The 19538-nt window shown below is 48.7% G+C and carries 17 protein-coding genes; 5 read left to right on the top strand and 12 right to left on the bottom strand.

All coding sequences use genetic code 11. From position 1 onward, the window contains the following. Window positions 1-190: 190 nt before the first annotated feature. The 8 genes from BN1115_RS22905 to traJ all read right to left on the bottom strand — a co-directional run bounded on the left by BN1115_RS22905 (window position 191) and on the right by traJ (window position 12803). A complete protein-coding gene (locus tag BN1115_RS22905) occupies window positions 191-313 on the bottom strand; it encodes a hypothetical protein (RefSeq protein ID WP_279615291.1) in 123 nt (40 codons plus the stop codon). Between the two features lie 776 nt (window positions 314-1089). Next, window positions 1090-4770: a zincin-like metallopeptidase domain-containing protein gene (locus tag BN1115_RS20695; RefSeq protein WP_042658662.1), complete on the bottom strand. Its 3681-nt coding sequence runs from the start codon at window positions 4768-4770 to the stop codon at window positions 1090-1092. Window positions 4771-4825: 55 nt separating this feature from the next. Then, on the bottom strand, window positions 4826-5020 hold the full coding sequence (locus BN1115_RS20690; RefSeq protein WP_010676166.1) for a hypothetical protein: 195 nt from the start codon (window positions 5018-5020) through the stop codon (window positions 4826-4828). 23 nt (window positions 5021-5043) lie between these two features. Then, the gene (locus BN1115_RS20685; RefSeq protein WP_042658661.1) at window positions 5044-7107 is read right to left on the bottom strand and encodes a DNA topoisomerase III; all 2064 of its coding nucleotides are present in this window, start codon (window positions 7105-7107) and stop codon (window positions 5044-5046) included. Window positions 7108-7119: 12 nt separating this feature from the next. Beyond that, a complete protein-coding gene (gene traF, locus BN1115_RS20680; RefSeq protein ID WP_042658660.1) occupies window positions 7120-7653 on the bottom strand; it encodes a conjugative transfer signal peptidase TraF in 534 nt (177 codons plus the stop codon). Further along, complete coding sequence (locus BN1115_RS20675; protein ID WP_042658659.1) at window positions 7650-9554, bottom strand: type IV secretory system conjugative DNA transfer family protein; 1905 nt, start codon at window positions 9552-9554, stop codon at window positions 7650-7652. The genes traF and BN1115_RS20675 overlap by 4 nt, the downstream gene beginning before the upstream one ends. Further along, window positions 9551-12397 (bottom strand): TraI/MobA(P) family conjugative relaxase, encoded by a 2847-nt coding sequence (traI, locus tag BN1115_RS22045; RefSeq protein ID WP_167335575.1) that lies wholly within the window; start codon window positions 12395-12397, stop codon window positions 9551-9553. Before traI ends, BN1115_RS20675 begins: the two co-directional genes overlap by 4 nt. A 34-nt stretch (window positions 12398-12431) precedes the next feature. Further along, the gene (gene traJ / locus BN1115_RS20650) at window positions 12432-12803 is read right to left on the bottom strand and encodes a conjugal transfer transcriptional regulator TraJ (RefSeq protein WP_042658654.1); all 372 of its coding nucleotides are present in this window, start codon (window positions 12801-12803) and stop codon (window positions 12432-12434) included. A gap of 371 nt (window positions 12804-13174) precedes the next feature. Between traJ and BN1115_RS20645 the strand changes: the two genes are divergently transcribed. The 4 genes from BN1115_RS20645 to BN1115_RS22495 all read left to right on the top strand — a co-directional run bounded on the left by BN1115_RS20645 (window position 13175) and on the right by BN1115_RS22495 (window position 15653). Beyond that, on the top strand, window positions 13175-13630 hold the full coding sequence (locus BN1115_RS20645) for a TraK family protein (RefSeq protein WP_042658653.1): 456 nt from the start codon (window positions 13175-13177) through the stop codon (window positions 13628-13630). Further along, window positions 13630-14358: a P-loop NTPase family protein gene (locus tag BN1115_RS20640; protein WP_042658652.1), complete on the top strand. Its 729-nt coding sequence runs from the start codon at window positions 13630-13632 to the stop codon at window positions 14356-14358. The genes BN1115_RS20645 and BN1115_RS20640 overlap by 1 nt, the downstream gene beginning before the upstream one ends. Continuing rightward, a complete protein-coding gene (locus BN1115_RS20635) occupies window positions 14355-14792 on the top strand; it encodes a conjugal transfer protein TraM (RefSeq protein WP_042658651.1) in 438 nt (145 codons plus the stop codon). Before BN1115_RS20640 ends, BN1115_RS20635 begins: the two co-directional genes overlap by 4 nt. 243 nt (window positions 14793-15035) lie before the next feature. Further along, complete coding sequence (locus BN1115_RS22495; protein WP_128821743.1) at window positions 15036-15653, top strand: hypothetical protein; 618 nt, start codon at window positions 15036-15038, stop codon at window positions 15651-15653. Between the two features lie 77 nt (window positions 15654-15730). On the opposite strand, the gene BN1115_RS20625 is transcribed toward BN1115_RS22495, so the two are convergent. The 4 genes from BN1115_RS20625 to BN1115_RS22490 form a co-directional block, all read right to left on the bottom strand. Further along, window positions 15731-17068 (bottom strand): phosphoribosyltransferase, encoded by a 1338-nt coding sequence (locus BN1115_RS20625; protein ID WP_042658649.1) that lies wholly within the window; start codon window positions 17066-17068, stop codon window positions 15731-15733. A 30-nt stretch (window positions 17069-17098) separates the two neighbouring features. After that, window positions 17099-17446 carry an IncP plasmid survival protein KfrB gene (kfrB, locus tag BN1115_RS20620; RefSeq protein ID WP_010676176.1) on the bottom strand — a complete coding sequence of 116 codons (348 nt, stop codon included), beginning with the start codon at window positions 17444-17446 and terminating at the stop codon, window positions 17099-17101. A gap of 143 nt (window positions 17447-17589) precedes the next feature. Then, entirely contained in the window at window positions 17590-18645 is a 1056-nt protein-coding gene (locus tag BN1115_RS20615; RefSeq protein WP_042658663.1) for a DNA-binding protein, read from the bottom strand. Window positions 18646-18925: 280 nt separating this feature from the next. Continuing rightward, window positions 18926-19159: a hypothetical protein gene (locus BN1115_RS22490; RefSeq protein WP_156135293.1), complete on the bottom strand. Its 234-nt coding sequence runs from the start codon at window positions 19157-19159 to the stop codon at window positions 18926-18928. A gap of 182 nt (window positions 19160-19341) precedes the next feature. Here BN1115_RS22490 and BN1115_RS22725 point away from each other — a divergent pair. Beyond that, window positions 19342-19538: hypothetical protein (locus BN1115_RS22725; protein WP_042658647.1), on the top strand; the 197-nt coding region annotated here is incomplete at its 3' end.

The raw sequence follows: 19538 nt of genomic DNA, 5'->3' as shown, positions 1-19538 counted from the left end.
CCAGACCATCCAGATCACGACTTGTCCTGGTACCGTGGCCATTGGCACGGCTGGCAGGGTAGGGCAACCAGGTGAACCGGATCACCGGCGACCAGCTGGCCAGCGCCCGCCATCGAGGCGGCCATCACCTGCAGCTGCTCGACCGTTCCCCCCGGGCCAGCAGTAAACCTCCCTCCCTGGCGTCCAGATCTCAACTTGTCCGGGTACCGTGGCCACCGGCCCTATCGGGGCCCAGCACGAGATCACCGGTTCCCCCATGGCCATCGAGCACCAGGGCAACCAGGTGCACCAGATCCACACTGCCGGCGACCATGTGGGTTCCAAAATTGAAATGGACTGAACAGGCATCATTTGTACTGACGCATACGGAATCGGCTTGATATTTACAAGATTCCATTTACTTTCAATCACTTAATTTCATGGTACCTATGCGTTTTCATTAGCACCGAGCCAAACCAGTAACGCACAGTGTTGTCAGGTCACAGTTACTACCAATCAACAAGATCACGTTAATTATCAATATATTACCTAGCATTTTCTGATTTTAATTAGTATGAGTACCCGTACTCATACTAACGGCAGTCTCGTGCCGTGTTTCGACAGCTTGAACGCCATCTAAGTTGTGTTATATTCACTGGGAACCTATAGCAGCCGGACACCAAAGCGGGCCGGATCGGTTTGAACAGGATGTGGACTTGAGCCTGTCAAACTTAAACAGAGGGAGGTTGAGGAGGTATCCTCGCGGCGGTCAGACCCTAGTCCACCGACCAATGCAAAAATCCAGCAAGGCCAGCTTTCGAGCTGGCCTTGTTCGTTGTGAAATTCCACGATTATTCACAACTGGTACAGAGCAGCTTTGGAATCCACAGACCAGCTGGCCAGCGCCCGCCATCGAGGTGGCGATCACCTGCAGCTGCTCGACCGTTCCCCCGGGCCAGCAGTAAACCTCCCTCCCTGGCGTCCCGAACACGGCTTGTCCGGGTACCGTGGCCACCCGGGGCCCAGCACGAGCTCACCGGTTCCCCTTGCCAAAGCCCAAAAATAAAAAAGCCGGGTGGAAGCCCGGCTTTTGAGATTTCGGTTTTTTATTTAACCAATTCTTACACCTCTTGAATGCGTATTTTCTGGTTTACGTTCTTGAACAATTGACTGCTGAGTTTTTTGGCTCTGCTCCAAAACTTGAGTAAGTGCCGAAACGGCCTGGCGCTGTAGGCCTTCCTTACCAAGCAAACTTCTGGTGCTGAGATCATTAAAATCAGTGTGAGATTTCATGTCATTCAAAGCAGACAACTGGTTGGCAGACAACAAGCTCTCTTTACACTTTTGCACTTCTGCATCAGTAAGCTGAGCTTTGCCTGCTTCAGCGGCATCCAAGCGTTGGCGAGCTCGCTCATGCTCACGGTAAAGCGCGGGAGTGATCGCGGGTAAATCTGATGGATAAGTATTTTCCCCGGGGGCAAAAATTGGAAAAATCGCCTTTCCACCAACAGCCTTGGCAGCCGCAGTAGCCTTGCTACGTCCGGGGTTTACTCCTTGGGTCATCTCTAAATGACGGTCATCATCCCCAGCAACGATCACTGGCTTCTCTGGATACTTTTCATGCAAGGCCTTTACTACCGCCTCTAAATTTCCACTATCAAATGCCGCAACAGTAGGCTGGCCCATCGCTTCGGCTAGTGATGTTGCAGTTGCATAACCCTCTGCGACAACCAGAACTGGAGCGGTGGCGATAGCATCCAATCCACCGACTGGATGGAAACACCCCTCCTTGCGTGAGTCTTTAGCAAAACGCTTGGTGCCATCCTCCTGGATGAACTGCATAGTCCATTGCTTTCCGGTAGCGTCGAAGGCGGGGAGATAAGTCTTCAGACCATCGCGGTCTGTCATAACCCCTGGGTGAATATCGATGCCTTTGGCTTCCAGGTACGGTGTTTTTTTACTTGGAATAACCAGCGTTTCCATCTGCTTGGTCACTCGCTGCGATGTTGCCTCTTGAGCTCTCTCCTGCTCCGCAGCTCTCTCTGCCATTTTTTCTGCAGCTTCAGCTTGAAGCTTGGCTTTTTCTTGGGGGTCAAGAGAATATCCTTTTGACTTCCACCGCATTTCCACGCCGGTTCGGTTATTTAATATGTACCCTGCTGGATGACCGTCGAGGTGGCCGACATAAAAACCTGCACCAGACTTGTGAGAAACATTTTTTTTGTCTCCCTCGACTCTGATCCTGTGCTTTTTGCCATCCATGATGGGGTGATCACCACTCACTTCACAGCCAAGAGATTTCAGTGCTTCGGCAAATTCATCCCTAGGGGTCATTGCTGGATGCTGTTCGCCTTGTACGTTTTCTGGTAGCCAACGCTGTAGTCTTGTCATATCAGCTTGTGGTGGTGCATACCATGACGTGGCATTTTTATCCCATGCTGCGCCTGCAGCTTTTGCAGCCCCTCTTTCCCCGTATGGAACAGCAAGGTAAGTCCTTTCCTGCAGTGCTTTTGCAGCTGGTTGCCCTTGTTGCTGTTGAGCTTCAAGAACAGCACCAGTGGCACCCCATTTGGCGAATTTGGCAGGGTCAACACCGTTCTGGATGTACCATGACTGTTTAGGTCTGTCCCAACGAGCCCCTAAAGCTTTGGCCTCCTCTTTTTCAGAGAATGGCACCTTTATATAAACCCGCTCTTTAACTTCACGCTCAGCTTGATTGGGTTCTTTCCGCGCACCTTCATCTGAATTATCAAAAAGAAACTTCTCTGAAACCGCAGTTTTAACAGCGTCTTTAGCCGCTAAAATCTCTTCTGGTTTACTTTCAGGGTCTCTTTTCACTCTGGCTTCATTTATTTCTGCGAGCTTGACATTTTTTGCATGTTTGTCATCTAGGACATTTGCGCTGATTATGTTTAACCTTTCTGAAACTTTTTGCGCTTCATCTTTGGTTATATAGTCAGCTAAAAATTGGTGCTGCCCAGATTCACGCTGCGCATAAACACTCCAGAATTGAGGCTCAACACCAACTTCATCGGCTGGCTCAATGTATTCATCCCCATCAACCTCAATAATCGCGTTTCCCTGAATCTGAACCTCACCGTTCCAGTCATGAGGCAATTTGAAATTAAGTGCTGCTGTGGCTGCCTCGTCCATTGCATTGGCCTCCCCCGCTTTCCAAGCAAGGGAAACGAGCGAGTCAAGACGGCGAGATTCAAGATCTACACTTGCATTTTCAATCTTCGACTCGAAATCTTCAGCATTAACAGGAAGGACATGGCGACTCCAAAAATCATTACTAACGCTAACAGGCTTCATCGCGTTAACGATTTCAATTGTTTTATTTATCTGCTCATGACTTGCACCATCCAGAGCTTTAATTAACCCCTTTTTCTCTACTTGCCAAATAGTCCAATCTTCAGCAATGTTTACGCTTTTCGATTCGACATCTGCCCCTTGTTGTGCGCTCTCATATACCCGTTGGTCGTTATCAACCCCTTCGGACAAACTGGATATTGCACGTAACACCTGAGCAAATTCCTCGGCGTCCTTTTCATTATCAAAGTCACGATCCAGTAATCTCTCTTTACCGTCCCCTCTGTCAGCGTGAAGTGTCCATAAATAAGGCTCTTGTCCAAACTCAGAGGCAGCCATGATCTCTTCTTTCCCTGACTGTGAGTTATACTCAAATACACTCCCCTGAACTCTTATTCCTCCTTTCCAATCTTTTGGCAGGGTTAAATGAAGTTTTTCCTCTGCAAGGTCATTCATCTTGTCGAAATCTTTTTGAGACTTAGCCGCCGCAATGATCTCAATATCGGCTTGAAGTGAATTCATCAACTCAGATGCTTGCGGCATGGTGTCATTAACTCCCTGCTGTACGCTGCTTTGCTGGATCTGTTTCTGCTCAAATGCCATAACATAATCATGGATTTTTTCTGCATCAGCAGCAGCCCTGAATATTTCCAAATGATCATCTTGCAACGCTTTAATCCATGAGCCAACGTATGCAGCATGCTGACTAGGATCATGACCTATGCCGAGTTCGTCACCCAATATCATTGATGAAATCTCTGCTCTCAGCTCCTCTTTGGCATATGCCTCACTCCCAAATGGGTGGCCAAGGTCACGATCCAGCCGAGACGAGTGGCCAGTCCAATGGCCAAGCTCATGCAAAGCCGTAGCATAATAACGGTCAGCACTTTCAAATTGACTTCTTTCCGGCAGGGTTATGCGGTCTGTACCGGAACTATAGAAAGCTCGATTGCCAGGCGTGTGAGTAATTTTCGCTTCAGAAGCTTTCAGAATATTCTCGGCCCGCTCTACAGCATTCCATTTTTGATCTTCTTTTATGATGGGCTGTAATTTAGGCAGCCCCTCAATCTGCTCGCCATTAAATACGGTAGCAAAAAAAACCCGGGGGCGCTCAAGGTTAATGATCTCTTTGATTGGTTTACCATCCGAACCAATTTCTGGCTTCCCATTATCACCTAATTTATCGCGCTCCTCGGTGAATTTCCAATATTGAACCGGAGTACCCTTTTCACCCTTGAGAACTTGCGCACCAACACTACTGGCTTGCTTATATGTCATCCATCTAGGGTCAGTACGCCCTTGACTCATCAAATATAAGGCGTTGATCCCTTTATAGCGCTTTCCAGTGGTCGGGTTCATTGGTAAAAACGCACTGGGAATACCAGGTTTCCAAGGTTTTTGCCATGGTGCAGTTCCCGTTTTAAGTTGCTCGATCAGCTTCTCAGCAACCACTTCCGAGAATGATTTTTTTTGTTCCATACATTACCCCTCAAAAATATGCCATGGCATTCATTAAACACCATGGCACAGACATTTAACCTTGAAACTCCACCGGCAACTCAATGCAACTATCTAGTGCATCATCCTCGCCAAGCGCATCCTCTTTAAACGCACCAGCCATATCAGCCTCGCCAGGTGAAAACTCCGCTTGATAACCAGGTGTCATCGCATCACGCAGTTTGTCAGAGATAAGCTCATTATCTGGCACATTTTTATTTTCAATAGTCATGGATACATTCCTTATTGTGGTGATTATTCTGAGTCAGCAGGGCCATTTCGCCCTTTGCTGTAATCAGGACGACCTTTCAGGTCTGGATAAGTTTGCTTGCAAGTAGGGTAATTACTGCAACCCCACCAAAAATGCCCCTTTTTCTTTGGCAAAGGACGGCGAGACAAACCTGATGCACAAGACATACATTTATAAATAGCCGAAACCGGGGCGGCTTCTTTGCCTCCTGCGATTTTGACAGCTCCGTCATTAGCCTTTGCGACCTGATCTCTGATGAAAGCCTCTTGCTTGGAAATGAAAGTATCGAGCTGAGCTGTACCAGACTGAATGCTTTGCAGCATACGTTCGTACAATGCGGTCAGCACAGGACTTTTGACTACCTCTGGTAACGCATCAATAATGCTCCTTCCCAGGGTGGTACTAATAATATGCTTACCCTTTATCTCCAAATAACCCCGGCGCTTCAATTCAGATAGAATTGACGCCCTAGTTGCTTCTGTACCTATACCGTCCCCTTCGCGAAGAATTTTTTTATGTTCAGAGTCAGGCACGAAACGATGAATGTTTACCATCGCATTGACAAGGGAACCTTCCGTAAAACGAGCAGGTGCCTTTGTCTTGGCGTCTCGCCGCACGGCTTGACTGCACGTGATATCGTCGCCCTCTTTCATCTTTGGCAAAGATTGGTCTTCATCATCTTGGCCATCTTTATCGTCATCCGAATTATCAAGATAAACACTATGCCAACCGATTTTCGTCACGACCTTACCTTTTGCGGAGAATGTCTCCCCAGCAATATCGATTGTAACCGTAGTGCTCATAAATTCGTGAATAGGATAGAATTGTGCAATGTATGCACGAACAACCAAGTCGTAAATATTACGCTCTTTTTCATTTAATTTATTAATATCTCCCCTGTGCATGGTAGGGATAATGCCGTGGTGAGCCGACACATTTTTATCATTCCATGTGCGCGATTTAATTTTTCTATCAGCCCCATCGACAAGTCCAGCCAAGCCAGGGTTAACAGCTTTGATAGCCTCCAATACATCCGGGGCATCCGCAAGCTGGGATTCAGGCAAATATGCGCAATCTGTACGTGGATACGTTGTTAACTTGTGTGTCTCGTAAAGAGACTGGCAAGTTTTTAAAGTATCTTCAGCGGTATATCCAAAACGTTTTGACGCCAAAGTGGTCATGTCAGACAGGCTGAACGTCAGGGGGTGGTTTTGTTTCTTTGCCTCTTGTTTGTACTCGCTGATAGTTCCCTGCTTTTCAAGCACGGACTCTACCAGAGCATTAGCCACTGCGGTATCGACAAGACGCCCCTCTGCATCAAGACCAGCCTGATCTTCTTTAGCTTGCCATCCAGCCCAAAACTTACCTGCAGGATGTTTTACTTCTGCACGAATAGTATGGAACGGGATCGGCTTGAAAGATTCGATTTCACGGTCACGAGCAGTAACTAGAGCCAGTGTTGGCGTTTGCACCCGCCCAACAGTCAGTAACGCTCGCGAACCGCCTCGTTGAGCTCGGAGAGTGTAGGCACGAGAAAGGTTCATACCAATTAACCAGTCAGCCTTACCCCTCCCCTCTGCTGCCTGAGCGAAACCCTGGTACTCTTGGTTGTTTTTCATATTGGCCAGAGCGCGTTTGACTGAAACTGAGTCAATTGCGTTTGTCCAATAACGAACTACCGGCTTTGAATTGTTGAAAAACTCTAGCAATTCATCCACCAGTAGCTGGCCTTCTCTATCGGGATCGCCGGCATTTACAATCTGCGAGGCAGATTTAATAAGGCCACCAATAATTTTCACCTGTTTTTTTGCATCATCTTTGACGCGAAAGATCCAATCTTTGGGAATAATTGGCAATTCATCAACCCGCCAAACTTTAGCACCCTGGCTGTTTGTTGGTACATCGTCTGGCGTATATTCATCAGGGCCGACCATTTCAAGCATGTGCCCAAAGCACCAAGTAACAGTATCTTTTCCACATTCAAGATAACCATCCCCCTTGTTTGTAACACCGAGTTCAGCAGCAATCGCCTTTGCTACTGATGGTTTTTCTGCAATAAAGAGTCTCATTTTTAATCTCCACTACCAGGTAACAATAGGCAATATAACTGCCTGAACTTGTGACACATTTATCGGGCCATAATATCGGCCATCAAATGACGTTGAGCTTACTTCAGACATAGGCAGCACCTCCGAGTCTTTCAGCACTCGATGAATGCGGTAATGAGGCATTGCCCGGCCCACATCATCTTTAGGTAAAGGCTTACTAAAAGACAAAATGACGCCATTAACGTTCACTCCTTTTTCTGATATCACAACGTCATCGCCTTTAGCCGCTAAAATCCGCTTCATGAGATAGCCATAATTTCCAGGACAAAACCCAGCCCCAACATACCCTCTTTCCTTGGCGTCATGAAAAATCTTGTTTTCTGTGGGGCAGAATATGACATAACTCCCTTTTTTAATTTGCTCGTCAGTAGTCCTGTAGATGCCAATAGGAATACTTTTAGTTGTATTCACTCGGATGCCAGAAAAATAAAGGGAAGCTCCAATAACCATGGCCGAACCACCGACAGCGCAAACACCAATAGTTAGCGTAGTCAGGCTTAGCTTCATATTTTAATCCCCTCTCCATCTGCAGGGAAAGTAGTAAAACGATCACTTACTTTCGGTGGGGCAATTGAAGCTCTCGCTTGAAAAATAGGATCTTTGAAATAAAGAGGTTGTTTCCCATATATAGCAGGAAAACCAGCCACATATATTACCATGTCTCCCGCTACTTCAATTTCCCCTTTGTCATTCTTCTTCGGGCCTGGCATACGCAAACATTCATCCGGGGTCAACAATGGTCGCTGTACTTCCTGAAATGTTCTGGAAACTTGACCAAGCATTGCCGATGTGCGACGGCCACTGGTTGTAATTTGCTCTTTGACTATGGTTGTTTGGCCTGTCAGACGAGATAAATGCTCTGCGGTTTCGACACGGTTTGGCGGATAAGCATTTTGGACGTGGCAGTTGGATGTGATTTGTTCATCATGCCCATAACCAGTTTCACGGCTTCTCAGCTGGTTAATATCTTGGCAAATGAGATAGCACTTGATTCCATAACCAGCCACGAACGCCAATGACTCTTGCATGATTTCTAACTTACCTAGGCTAGGAAATTCATCAAGCATCATCAACAAGCGGTTTTTGTAGTGAGCAACAGGCCGGCCATTCTCAAAATCCATTTTATCTGCCAACAATCGCACGATCATATTCGCCATGATTCGCACCAAGGGCCGCAGCCTGGCTTTATCATTTGGCTGGGTAACTATATAGAGACTGGCCGGGTCGTCGGCGTGCATCAAATCTCGGATCCGAAACTCAGATCTACTGACATTCCGAGCAACGACAGGATCACGATAAAGAGAGAGATAGGACTTGGCTGTAGATAGAACGGAACCGGCCTCTTCTTCAGGCCTATCCATCATGTCGCGAGCAGCGGTACCCACTGCCATATGGTTTTGACCGTCAATGTGGCCATATGTGGCCATTTCCATCCATAACTCCCCAATATCACGGTTTGGGTCAGCCATCATCGCGTCAATAGACGGTAGAGTTGCAGGAGTGCCTTCATTTTTTGCTTTATACAGAGCATGAAGAATCACACCGACTAACAGCGAAAATGCTGTTTTTTGCCAATGGCTCTCCATCCCCTTCCCATCGGGATCAACTATAAGAGTTGCCAAGTTCTGCACATCACCGACTTCGTATTCCGTACCGACCCGGATTTCATCCAGGGGATTCCAACACACACCACCATTGCTGGAAGCAGGCTCAAAGCGTAGAACCTTATTACGTGCATGTGTCTTCCGCCATCCCGCGGTCAGAGCCCACAACTCACCTTTCAGATCCGTTATTACTGCAGATGCCCCCCAGGAAAGCAGAGTAGGGACGACCAACCCAACTCCCTTACCAGATCGAGTCGGGGCATATGTCAGAACATGTTCTGGTCCGCTATGACGTAAGTAGTAAAAATTGCCTTCTTTATCTTCCCAACCGCCGACATAAACACCGGTTGCGGTTGGAGCATCTTTGCCCGTTACGATCTCCAAAAAGTTCCGGTCACGAGGTAACAGGCCTGCTGTTTGAATATCTTTTTTCTCTGCCCACCGGGCGGAACCGTGAAGATACTCGTTAGCCTTTGACGTGTTCGCAGCAACAACCTTCCCGATAGCTACAGCTAACAAACCGACACTGGATACCAAGATCCCTGCGCCTCCTGCTCTCGTGATTTCATCGGGATAATCGCTGTACCACTGCCCAGCCCACTGCAGAATTGACCAGGGAGCATATATGCCGTTGAAGTTATGACCGAGCACATCCTGATAGTTAAAGGCATAGGCAAAATATTGAGTTGCAGCCTGCAGGCCTGCCCCCATCGAGAGTGCACCCAGGATGGGTAACACCTTGCTTTTTTTTGCACCCTTGTCCCGTACCTGGGGGCCAACGGCATTATTCATTTTTATCTTCATCTGCTCCTTCCTTTCGAAGTTTTGATAGATCCTTTTGGTGTGACGCTTACGGCGTCTCCAATGGAGATTTTTTTCAATCGATTAGCAGTGGCGGTGTCTATCGGCATTACAAAAACCGTGTCTTCATCACTACGTTTCAAGAGCGCCAATGCCTGATCCTCAATTCGCCTTACCCCCGCGAAGGTGAGCGTTCCACCTTCGGCATTATACCGACAATGTTTCGATATATCGAATCCAAGCAGACGTTTAGCTTCACGTTCAGCAATGTATTTATCCGCAGCGCCCAAGGCCTTGGTTACTCCTCCTGTCCCAGAAACTCCCCGCTGCAATGCGTGATCTGGTTTTGATCCTTGGTGCTCCACGTGACCAGGAACATGACCCGGCAGTAACACCTCACCTCCGCTGGCGATGCGAACCACACCGAGTTTGGACAGTGCTCGCAGACGGTTCTTGCTTTCGGGCGGCGGGACTCGTCCAATGCGTCCAACGTTGGGCTTCCTGTTGTCTCTGGTGGTGTCCACGCCCCCAGCACTTCGTTCTCTCCCTGCTGGACGGGGATTGTTGCCGCCTCCATCATTTCGACTGTGGGCAGTGGTTCTAGATCCATCGCGGCCATCGCTGCGTCGATCAGCTCGTCCTCTGTCATCTGGCTCTCTTCTTCTAGCATCATCTTGTTCCTTCTTGTTCAATAGCTCTTGCCGGCGCAACTCAAGGCCTGGATCAGCAAAAGTGATGGGGAGTTGTGAATCAACTGCCGCCCGGATCATTTGGGCTTTGAACTCTGGGGTACCGTTGACCGTTATGCAGCTGCCGTAACGTTTCGCAGCCATATCAAGCGCAGCGCTTAATAACTCAGGTGTTGTGGCGGTAGATACCTGCAGGCGATCCCCATCGTCACGGACTGCAGATTGGCCGGCGCGATAAATGATCGTGCCTTTCTTAGTAATGTTGTCGATTACTGAAGAGGGTGAATAACCGGGGGGGGTTACTCCTCCTGCCCCAGAAACTCCCCGTCGCAATTCGTGATCTGGTTTTGATCTTTGGTGCTCCACGTGACCAGGAACATGACCCGGCAGTAACACTTCACCTCCTCTGGCGATGCGAACCACACCGAGTTTGGACAGTGCTCGCAGACGGTTCTTGCTTTCGGGCGGCGGGACTCGTCCAATGCGTCCAACGTTGGGTTTCCTGTTGTCTCTGGTGGTGTCTCGCTCTCTCCCTGCTGGACGGGGATTGTTGCCGCCTCCATCTCCATCGTTTCGACTGTGGGCAGTGGTTCTAGATCCATCGCGGCCATCGCTGCGTCGATCAGCTCGTCCTCTGTCATCTGGCTCTCTTCTTCTAGCATCATCTTGTTCCTTCTTGTTCAATAGCTCTTGCCGGCGCAGCTCAAGACCTGGATCAGCAAAAGTGATGGGGAGTTGTGAATCAACTGCCGCCCGGATCATTTGGGCTTTGAACTCTGGGGTGCCGTTGACTGTGATTCTTCCTGCATAGCGTTCAGTGGCTATTTTAAGGGCGGCAGTTAACGCCTCTCGGTCAGCATTGGCAGACACCTGCAGGCGATCACCATCATCACGGACAGCAGATTGACCGGCGCGATAAATAATCGTCCCCTGACCTGTGATTGTGTTTCCTTGGAGACCTTTAGCCGAATCCCTAGCGCGAAGTGCATTAAGCGCCTGCTGGTTTCCGTTTTGAGCCTCGTGTTTAAGCCAATCTGCCCAGGTGCGGCGTTGGAAACCTTTAAAAAGGAGCTCTCTTTCCTTGGCATATTCTTGATGAATGGTGTCCAGCTTGGCTCGATATGCGGAAAAAGCTTGGGCATAAAGAACTTTTTTATTAATGCCCTTGCTATCTACAACCTTTATTGTTGCCCGGCGAAGAGAATTTTCCCTCTTGGCGTTTTCAACTGCCTTATCTTTATTCCGCCGAGCCCTCTCCAAAGCTTCTGCTCTATCAGCTGTGAGGTTCTTTTGCTCTTTCCTGTACCTAGCGTAAAGCTCAGTTGTGTTTACTCGGGAGCGCACTGGTTTTTTATCATAAGTTCGCTTGGCCTTAGACTTCCCCTCTCCACTAGAGGAAATAAAAGCACCAAGCTTTGCCTCTAACGCTGGCTTAGATAGATCTCTTGATAATGTGCTGCCTTTGACTGCAGTACCATCTGAAGATTCAAATACCAAGCCGTTGCCTCTTTCTCGCAACGTTAAGCCATTTTCACCTAATACTTTGTGTAACTGCTCCCAGGTAGTGGCAGCCCTAATTTCAGTCAAACACTCTCGCTTAATCCAACCAACAAGACTTTCAACGCCTGCATGCCGCTCCATGTCCTGGGCTCGACCAGCTGCACCTCTCTTATTTGGCATGTGGTTATCACGTTCGAGACCGTAATCTCGCTCACACAATTCGCATAATTCAGATAAGGTTCTGTGTGGATAATACGGTTCATGAATCGTCCCTTTCTCAGGGTGAATCTTGTTGATGGCAATATGTATATGGAGATTATCTGTGTCAGTATGCACCGCGCTAACACGCTGATGCTCACCAAAACCTAAGCCAGCACAAATGCGATCTTCAATAGCTTTAAGAACATCATCACTTATTTCCTCCCCCGCCCTGAAACTAACTATCAGGTGATAGGTTTTGTCGCTTTTCGCCCTCGTATTTATATGCTGTGTTGCAAGGATTTCTTCTATTGCTGCCTTTAGATTTGCAGACTCACAATTTGTTACGTTCACCGCCCCAAGGCGATGTTCTTTACTTTGTTCATCAGTAAGGTAGTTCGCGAGATCTGCGAAATTACTTTTGCCAAGACTTCGCATAGGTACATGCTTGGCAATCATTTTACGATCCTCATTTTTTTAGCCGCTAAAAGCATTACTTAACTGCTCGGGGGCGAACAATGGACTTCATGACATCAGCCATTTCGTCTTGTGTCGCCTCTATACGAGACAGCAGGCGTAAGATTGTCTCTACATCAAATCCCGCAGTCCTCACATCGTCAGTGAGCCACATCTTCAAAAGGCCTCCAAGGCGGCCCAAATCGCCATTGATCCGAGCAAGCTCACGCACTCTCTCATAGTCTGTAACACCTAGTATTTGATAACCCTGACCGACCTCCCTCAGGTAGCGAGCAATACTCAGACCGGCGGCCTTGGCCTTCGCTTCTATGGCTTTTTCTTCTTCTGGTAACACCGGCACCCTCAGGTGCTTTTCTCTTTTTTCTCTTACTTGCTTTGCGTTATCCATGGTCGTTCACGTGTCTCATTGTTAGCTGGCGGTAGCCAGCAGCCTCGCAGAGCAGGATACCCGTTGAGCGAAGCGAATAAGGGACAGTGAAGATAGTTAACCGGCTTGCCCGGTTAGCTAACTTCACACATCCTGCCCGCCTTACGGCGTTGGGTACTCCAAGGAAAGTTTACCCTAGCCCCGTTGGAATTTCTTGCATTTAGTGTAAAAAGGTGGCGGATATATCGAACAAGGGTTTAGAATGTGCCAAAACCGCATGGAATACGGCTTTCAACACATAGTTTCCAGCGGCTTTCCACTATCTTTCCGTGGACTTTCCACAAAAAAAAGCAGGACAATACGCCAATAATGCAATGCACGGACTAACAGTAATGAGTAAAAAATATCTTGATGAGTTAGCTGCGTGGGTAGAGAAAAGAGCAGAGAAAAAGCGGCGGCAAGATGCCGCTGTGGTGGCGTTTATGGCTGTGAAGTCTGATGTGATTGACGCTATGGTGGCCGGTTATTCACTGACAACCATATGGGAACATATGCACGAAACAGGCAAGATGAAGTGTGGTTATGAGACCTTCCGTAAACATGTTCATCGCTTCATTAAGACGCCGACTTTAGCGGCTAAAATATCGCCAACATCGCCAGATATGGTTTTGGCGGAAACCCCAGTTTCAGCTTCAGCCAGTCCAGCTCCTGGGTCAGCTGGGTCAGCTTTTGGGAAAGATCATGTGGTAACTGATGCAAATAATGGGAGCATAAAAGCTGCTTCTTCACCGGGTAAAATAAGCGGATTCAGTTTTGATGCTGAGCCTAATAAAGAGGATTTGATTTAATGGCTAAGATTCATATGGTTTTGCAAGGCAAGGGTGGTGTTGGTAAGTCTGTCGCGTCTTCTTTGATTGCTCAATACAAATGGAGCAAAGGGAATAAGCCGCTCTGTATCGATACAGATCCAGTAAACCCCACGTTTTGCGGATATAAATCGCTCGATGTAAAACGAGTAAAAATAATGGACAATGACGAAATTAACACCCGCAATTTTGATGCAATGATCGAAATGATCGCCAGTAGTGAGGATGATGTTGTAATTGATAACGGCTCACCCTCTTTTGTGCCGCTGTCTCATTATTTAATTAGTAACCAAGTTCCAGAACTACTCAAGGATATGGGGCATCAATTGGTTGTTCATACTGTAGTAACAGGGGGGCAAGCGCTTCTGGATACTATTAACGGTTTTGCGCAACTCATAAGCCAGTTCCCAGAGGAATGTATTTTTGTCGTTTGGTTAAATCCATACTGGGGAGCTATTGAGCACGAAGGTAAAGGCTTTGAACAGATGAAAGCCTATCTGGCAAATAAAAATAGAATTTCTGCTCTTGTGCATATGCCTCAACTCAAAGATGAGACGTATGGGCGAGATTTCGCGGATATGCTTCAGGATAGGCTCACATTCGAAGAGGCATTAAGTGACACCTCTCGAACCATAATGACCAGGCAGCGCCTTAAAATAGTGAAAAGCCAGATCTTTGGACAACTAGAAAATGTGGCGGTGCTTGAATGACCGATCCATTTGAAGAGATTATTCAAGAAATTGCTTTAAAACACGGTGTTGCAATTGGCCGGGACGACCCAATTTTGATTCTTCAGACACTTAACAATAAGCTAATGAAGGATTCTGTTTTAGCCCAACAAAAACAGTTGGATTTATTCAAGGAAGAATTAGAGGCCATAGCATATCGATGGGGGGAAGATGCTAAAACAAAAGCGGAACGAACCCTTAATGCAGCGATGGCAGCCAGTAGAGAGGAAATGTATAAGGGCATGAAATTAGGCGCTCAAGAGGCGGCGGTAATAATGAAAAAAGAAGTGGCTGAAGGTTTAAAGCTATTATCACAACCGATAAATGAAGCTAAAAGAGTGGCACATATGAACCTGGTCGCTGCTGGCATGGTTGTATTCGCAGCGGGTTTGGCTTTATTGGCTGCGATTATTTAACCTAAGTTAGAGGAAAAAAAACAATGTTCTTCAAAAGCGTGAAAGCAGCCTGGGAGGCTGGAAAGGTTAAAGTCGGGCTGCCTGCGATCGGGCACGGCGAAAGCGTAACTATCGAAGCAAACGGCTTAGTCGGGTTCAAGGCAAAGTTTCTCAGTCATGCTGAGCGACAGGAACTTGCTGCCCTATCGAGAAAGGATGCTAAAGAGTCCTGCACTGCCCCCTGAGTAAGAGGAATAAAAGGCCATGAGCAAGGAACGTGCGTCAGCTACTTTAAGCAGTCATTTCTACCCCAGAGTGGGGGAATTATGGGATTGTGAAGGTCATTTATCATTAATTGCAGGGAACATGCCAGAGGAAGGGCGTGCTCTATGGGTTATGGATTGGGATACCGGCGAGCGTGGGAATGCCCCCTTATCGAGCCTGATTGAGCGGGCAGATCGCTTCTCGATTGACCAGCCAACAATGCTCGCTCGTTTCAAGAAATGGGCAAGAGAGGGCAATAGCCATGCAATGTGGTTTCTGGGGTGGTGGTATGAGGTCATCAATCATCAGCGCTCAGTATGGTATTACGTTGCGGCGTTACGTGCTGGCCCAGACGAACACAAATGGGCCTATAGCCGGATTGTTGCTGATGCTCACTCTTCTGTTCCTCGCGCACTTAAAGAGAACGGCATAACAACCCATTATCCAGCTGCAGACCTTAATTTCCTTGAACAAATTCCAGAAATGTCTGAGGCAAAATTATATTGTAGTAAGTGGGCTGAAGCTGTCGAGAATGCAGAATCTGCACCAGAGGTTGTACCTGTACCGGAACCGGATGGAAATAGCCACCAAGTAAGGATCACTGACGTTCGGCAATGATAGGGATGAATGTGGGAGGAAAATAAAACTTGCGACGACTTGCCAATGAAAAGCCCGGCCAATTGCCGGGCTTTTCATTATGGTATTGGCCTGCTCGTAAGACCCAAGGATTGCGACCGACCTTGTTCTTGTTTGCGAGCCCGCTCGCTTTCTTGTTGTCTCGATAGAAGAAGATGACGACGACTGGCCTCCCGCATCGAATCCCAATCGGCTGCTAACTCTGGGTTTTCAGCCCTCATTTTTCTTGTGGCCAACTCTTCAATCTTGGGGGAGTGCACCCCCATCCCATCCTTGATTTCGCGCACCGATTCTAAGCGGTTATGCAAGGTATGGAGCCTCGCTTGCTGTTGCGATTGCTGAGCCTGCCAGGAACGCTTTGTAGAGGGCAGGGATAGCATTCGAGGGGCATTAGCTTGCAACTGTTGCAATTGCGCCTGGTGCTTGCCTATGAGGCTTTCTAGGCGATCCTCGATTCTTTCCACTTGCGTATGCTTTGCCTGAACGTGGAGCACCAATGCTTCCTGGTACGTCTGTTCAACTGGAGCAGATTCCAGCATTGCATGCTGTTCTTGCTCAGCGGCATGAGTTTCGACCAGGGAAGCATCATCTTGCTCAGATTCAGAAACTACCTCGCCAATTTGCGGCCTTGCTCTCTGCGCCGCTTGATCTCTGCTCGCATCAATTCGCTCGATGCCTGCATGTCTTGCTTCAGAGATACGATCTCTGATGGATTCAACAGATACGGCAGCTTTGAGGTGGCCTGCCTCTCCTTGTGTGAGTCTTTCAATTCCATATCCAAATGTCTCCTTCCAGTAATCATTAATCGCTGGCCCATGTTTTTTCTCAATGGCCGCCAACATGCTAGGTTTGATGGGTAGCTCTAATGCACCTTCGTGAGCGACCATCACTGACGCCCCCACGACCGCCCCCCCATTATTTTCCACGTAGCCACGTAACGAAGCGACCGTTCCTCCCATCGTAAGCGTGTCATCCAAAATCAGATATTTCTGACTAGGATAAACATCGCCTTCAAAGGTAGGATTAAACGCCAAACGGTGATCTGACCCAGCGCCTGTTCGACCAACCTTTTCACGCTGGACAATGCCAAGCTCGACCTCTAACCCAAGGCGCTCGGCAAGCACTTCGGCCATGGCCAATGGGATCTTGTTATTGCCTGCATCCTCAACAGCCAGAATGGGCAATAGGCGTGGCTTGTCTTCTCCTATTAGCGTTTTTATCTGGGAGATCGTGTCGTCTGTAAGTAGACGATCAACCAAGTCTAGCGCAGCAGTCCAATCTCCACTTTTCGCAGCTTTGTATTCAGGCTCTTTGGCAAGCTCACCTAAATTACCGTTCCGAACAATTTTAGGGAACTTCCCCCAGGGCGCTCTCTCCCCGATACCTAACTTGTTCAATTCCGCCTCCCGTTTTAGCGGCTAAAATTGTTACCGGGAGCGACTGCGGGCCAACGTGACATTTTCTGTACTCACACTAGCCTTGTTTTGGGCATCATACGTGATGCTTTTGGCACTCCCTACATCAGGTACTTTATCGAAATCCGACCGAGAGTGCATGACAAAGTTTTTTCCAATTTGCTGGTACACATTACTGCTATCGGTATGGACGATCACACCAGCATATTGCTGGTTTTTATCAGCATTCTTTGCCATAAACAGGTTGTATATCCCGGGTTTCAATTCGCCGGCTTTATCAACCTTTTGATTCGTCCATGCCCCTTGTTGCTCGACTTGAACGATACGTTGGCCGTTCATGACTAACAGGCGTTGCTTCATATGGGGCTGGCTCCTGAGATTCCAAATTTAGCCCCTGCAATACAATTACAGCAGGGGTGGAAGATTGATTTTATTGAAAAAAAATGGATTTTATCAGGTGTTTATTATTTTTTTAATGATGCAAAGTCAACCATAGATAGTAACTATGCCTTTGCTGAAGGATCTGGCACAAAATCCTGGCGCACGACAAACTCCAATGACTCGACTCGGCCTCTCAACGTCGCGGCTTCTTCTCTTGCAGCTCTTGTTTCAATAGAAGCTTTGTCCAGTTTGTCGGATAGCTCTTGATGTGCTGACTTTGCAGCATCAATTTCTGCCGCTGCACTCACCAATGCTTGGTTCATCTTATCCGCTTCTGTATGCGCCCGATCCAGCTCAGACCGCAAATCAGAGGCTCGGCGTTCCGACTGCTTAGCTGTCGCCTCAGCAGTTGCAAGCGACCTCGTAAGTTGCTCTATTTGATCACTCATGAGCGTTACTTTCGCTGCAGCCTGCTCCCGCTCTCGATCCAACTCAGACCGCAAATCAGATGAAAGGTTCTCGGCCTGGTTAGCCGTGGCTTGAGCCGCAGCCAGTGACCTTGTGAGCTGTTCTATTTGCTCAGCCATGAGAGTTACTTTCTCTGCAGCCTGGGCCCGCTCTCGATCCAACTCAGACCGCAAATCAGATTCGCGCCGTTCTGCTTGCTCTGTAGCTTTACGCAACTCCTCCGCCCGAGCTTCCGCTATGGCGGCCCTCTCTTTCATCGAGCTCAACTCAATGCGCAATAGTCCAACCTCCTCTCGGATTGAGGACTCATTGTTTCGGGTGGACTCCAAGAGTGATTTTGCTTCGTCCAACTCAATAGTCAGTTGGTCGGCCAACTCAGACACTTCTTGCCGCGCAACATCCATATCTTGTCGTTCGATTTCCATGGCATCGCGATCTGAGGCAAAACGGCCATTCGCTACCTCTAAGGCAATCGACCAAACATCACCACCCAGCTCAGTCAATTTCTCTACCAAAGCCTGCGGCGTCGGCTCTCTGAAAGGCGGCATCTTGGATGCTTTGGCCTGACGCCATTCGGCCATCATTTCAGAGATCGTGGTGAAACTTCCCACTCCTCCGATAGCTTTGCGAACAGCAGCCAATGTTGGCTTTTGTCCATTCGCGTCCAGCTCATCTGCAGCTGCCCAGACCTGCTCTTTTGATATGGCCATGTTCTGATCCCCGAAATGTAATATGTTGTAGTATGTATTTTCATACAACACGCTACACAATACAACCAGATATTCATTTCAAAGGGCGCTTTTCACGCTCATAGCTCCCAGCTAAAGAGCGAAGAAAGCTGTGGATATATCGAAGATCGGGCTGGAACGCCCACGGGACGCCTAACTCACAAGGCTATTTAACATAAAAAGGCGAGTGACGCAGTTTGCCGCTGGCTCTAAATGGCCCCATTATTAGGCCGCTTTTTAGTGTCATCGCAGTAGCCAAGTGCTACGCATAATCGCCCCCCCCCTGCCGCTTTTTTAACTGGTGCACCGGATCCGCATTGCCTGCGACCAGCTGGCCAGCTCCCGCCATCGAGGAGGCGATCACCTGCAGCTGCGCGACCGTTCCCCCGGGCCAGCAGCAGGAGCGCACCAGACCATCCAGATCACGACTTGTCCTGGTACCGTGGCCACCGGCACTGCCGGGCGGCTGTACCACGCCCAGGGAACGCCAGGGCAACCAGGTGCACCGGATCCACACTGCCGGCGACCAGCTGGACAGCCCCCGCCATCGAGGCGGCGATCACCTGCAGCCGCTCGACCGTTCCCCCGGGCCAGCAGCAGGAGCGCACCAGACCATCCAGATCACGACTTGTCCTGGTACCGTGGCCACCGGCACTGCAGGGCGGCTGTACCACGCCCATGGAACGCCAGGGCAACCAGGTGCACCGGATCCGCATTGCCTGCGACCAGCTGGCCAGCGCCCGCCATCGAGGCGGCGAGCTCCTGCAGCTGCGCGACCGTTCCCCCGGGCCTGCAGCAGAAGCGCACCAGACCATCCAGATCACGACTTGTCCTGGTACCGTGGCCACCGACACTGCCGGGCGGCTGTACCACGC

The sequence above is a fragment of the Aeromonas allosaccharophila genome (genome assembly GCF_000819685.1).
In the GTDB taxonomy this organism is placed as follows: Bacteria; Pseudomonadota; Gammaproteobacteria; order Enterobacterales; family Aeromonadaceae; genus Aeromonas; species Aeromonas allosaccharophila.
Note: the sequence above shows the minus strand (reverse complement) of the source record. Positions and strands in the feature narration are given on the sequence as shown.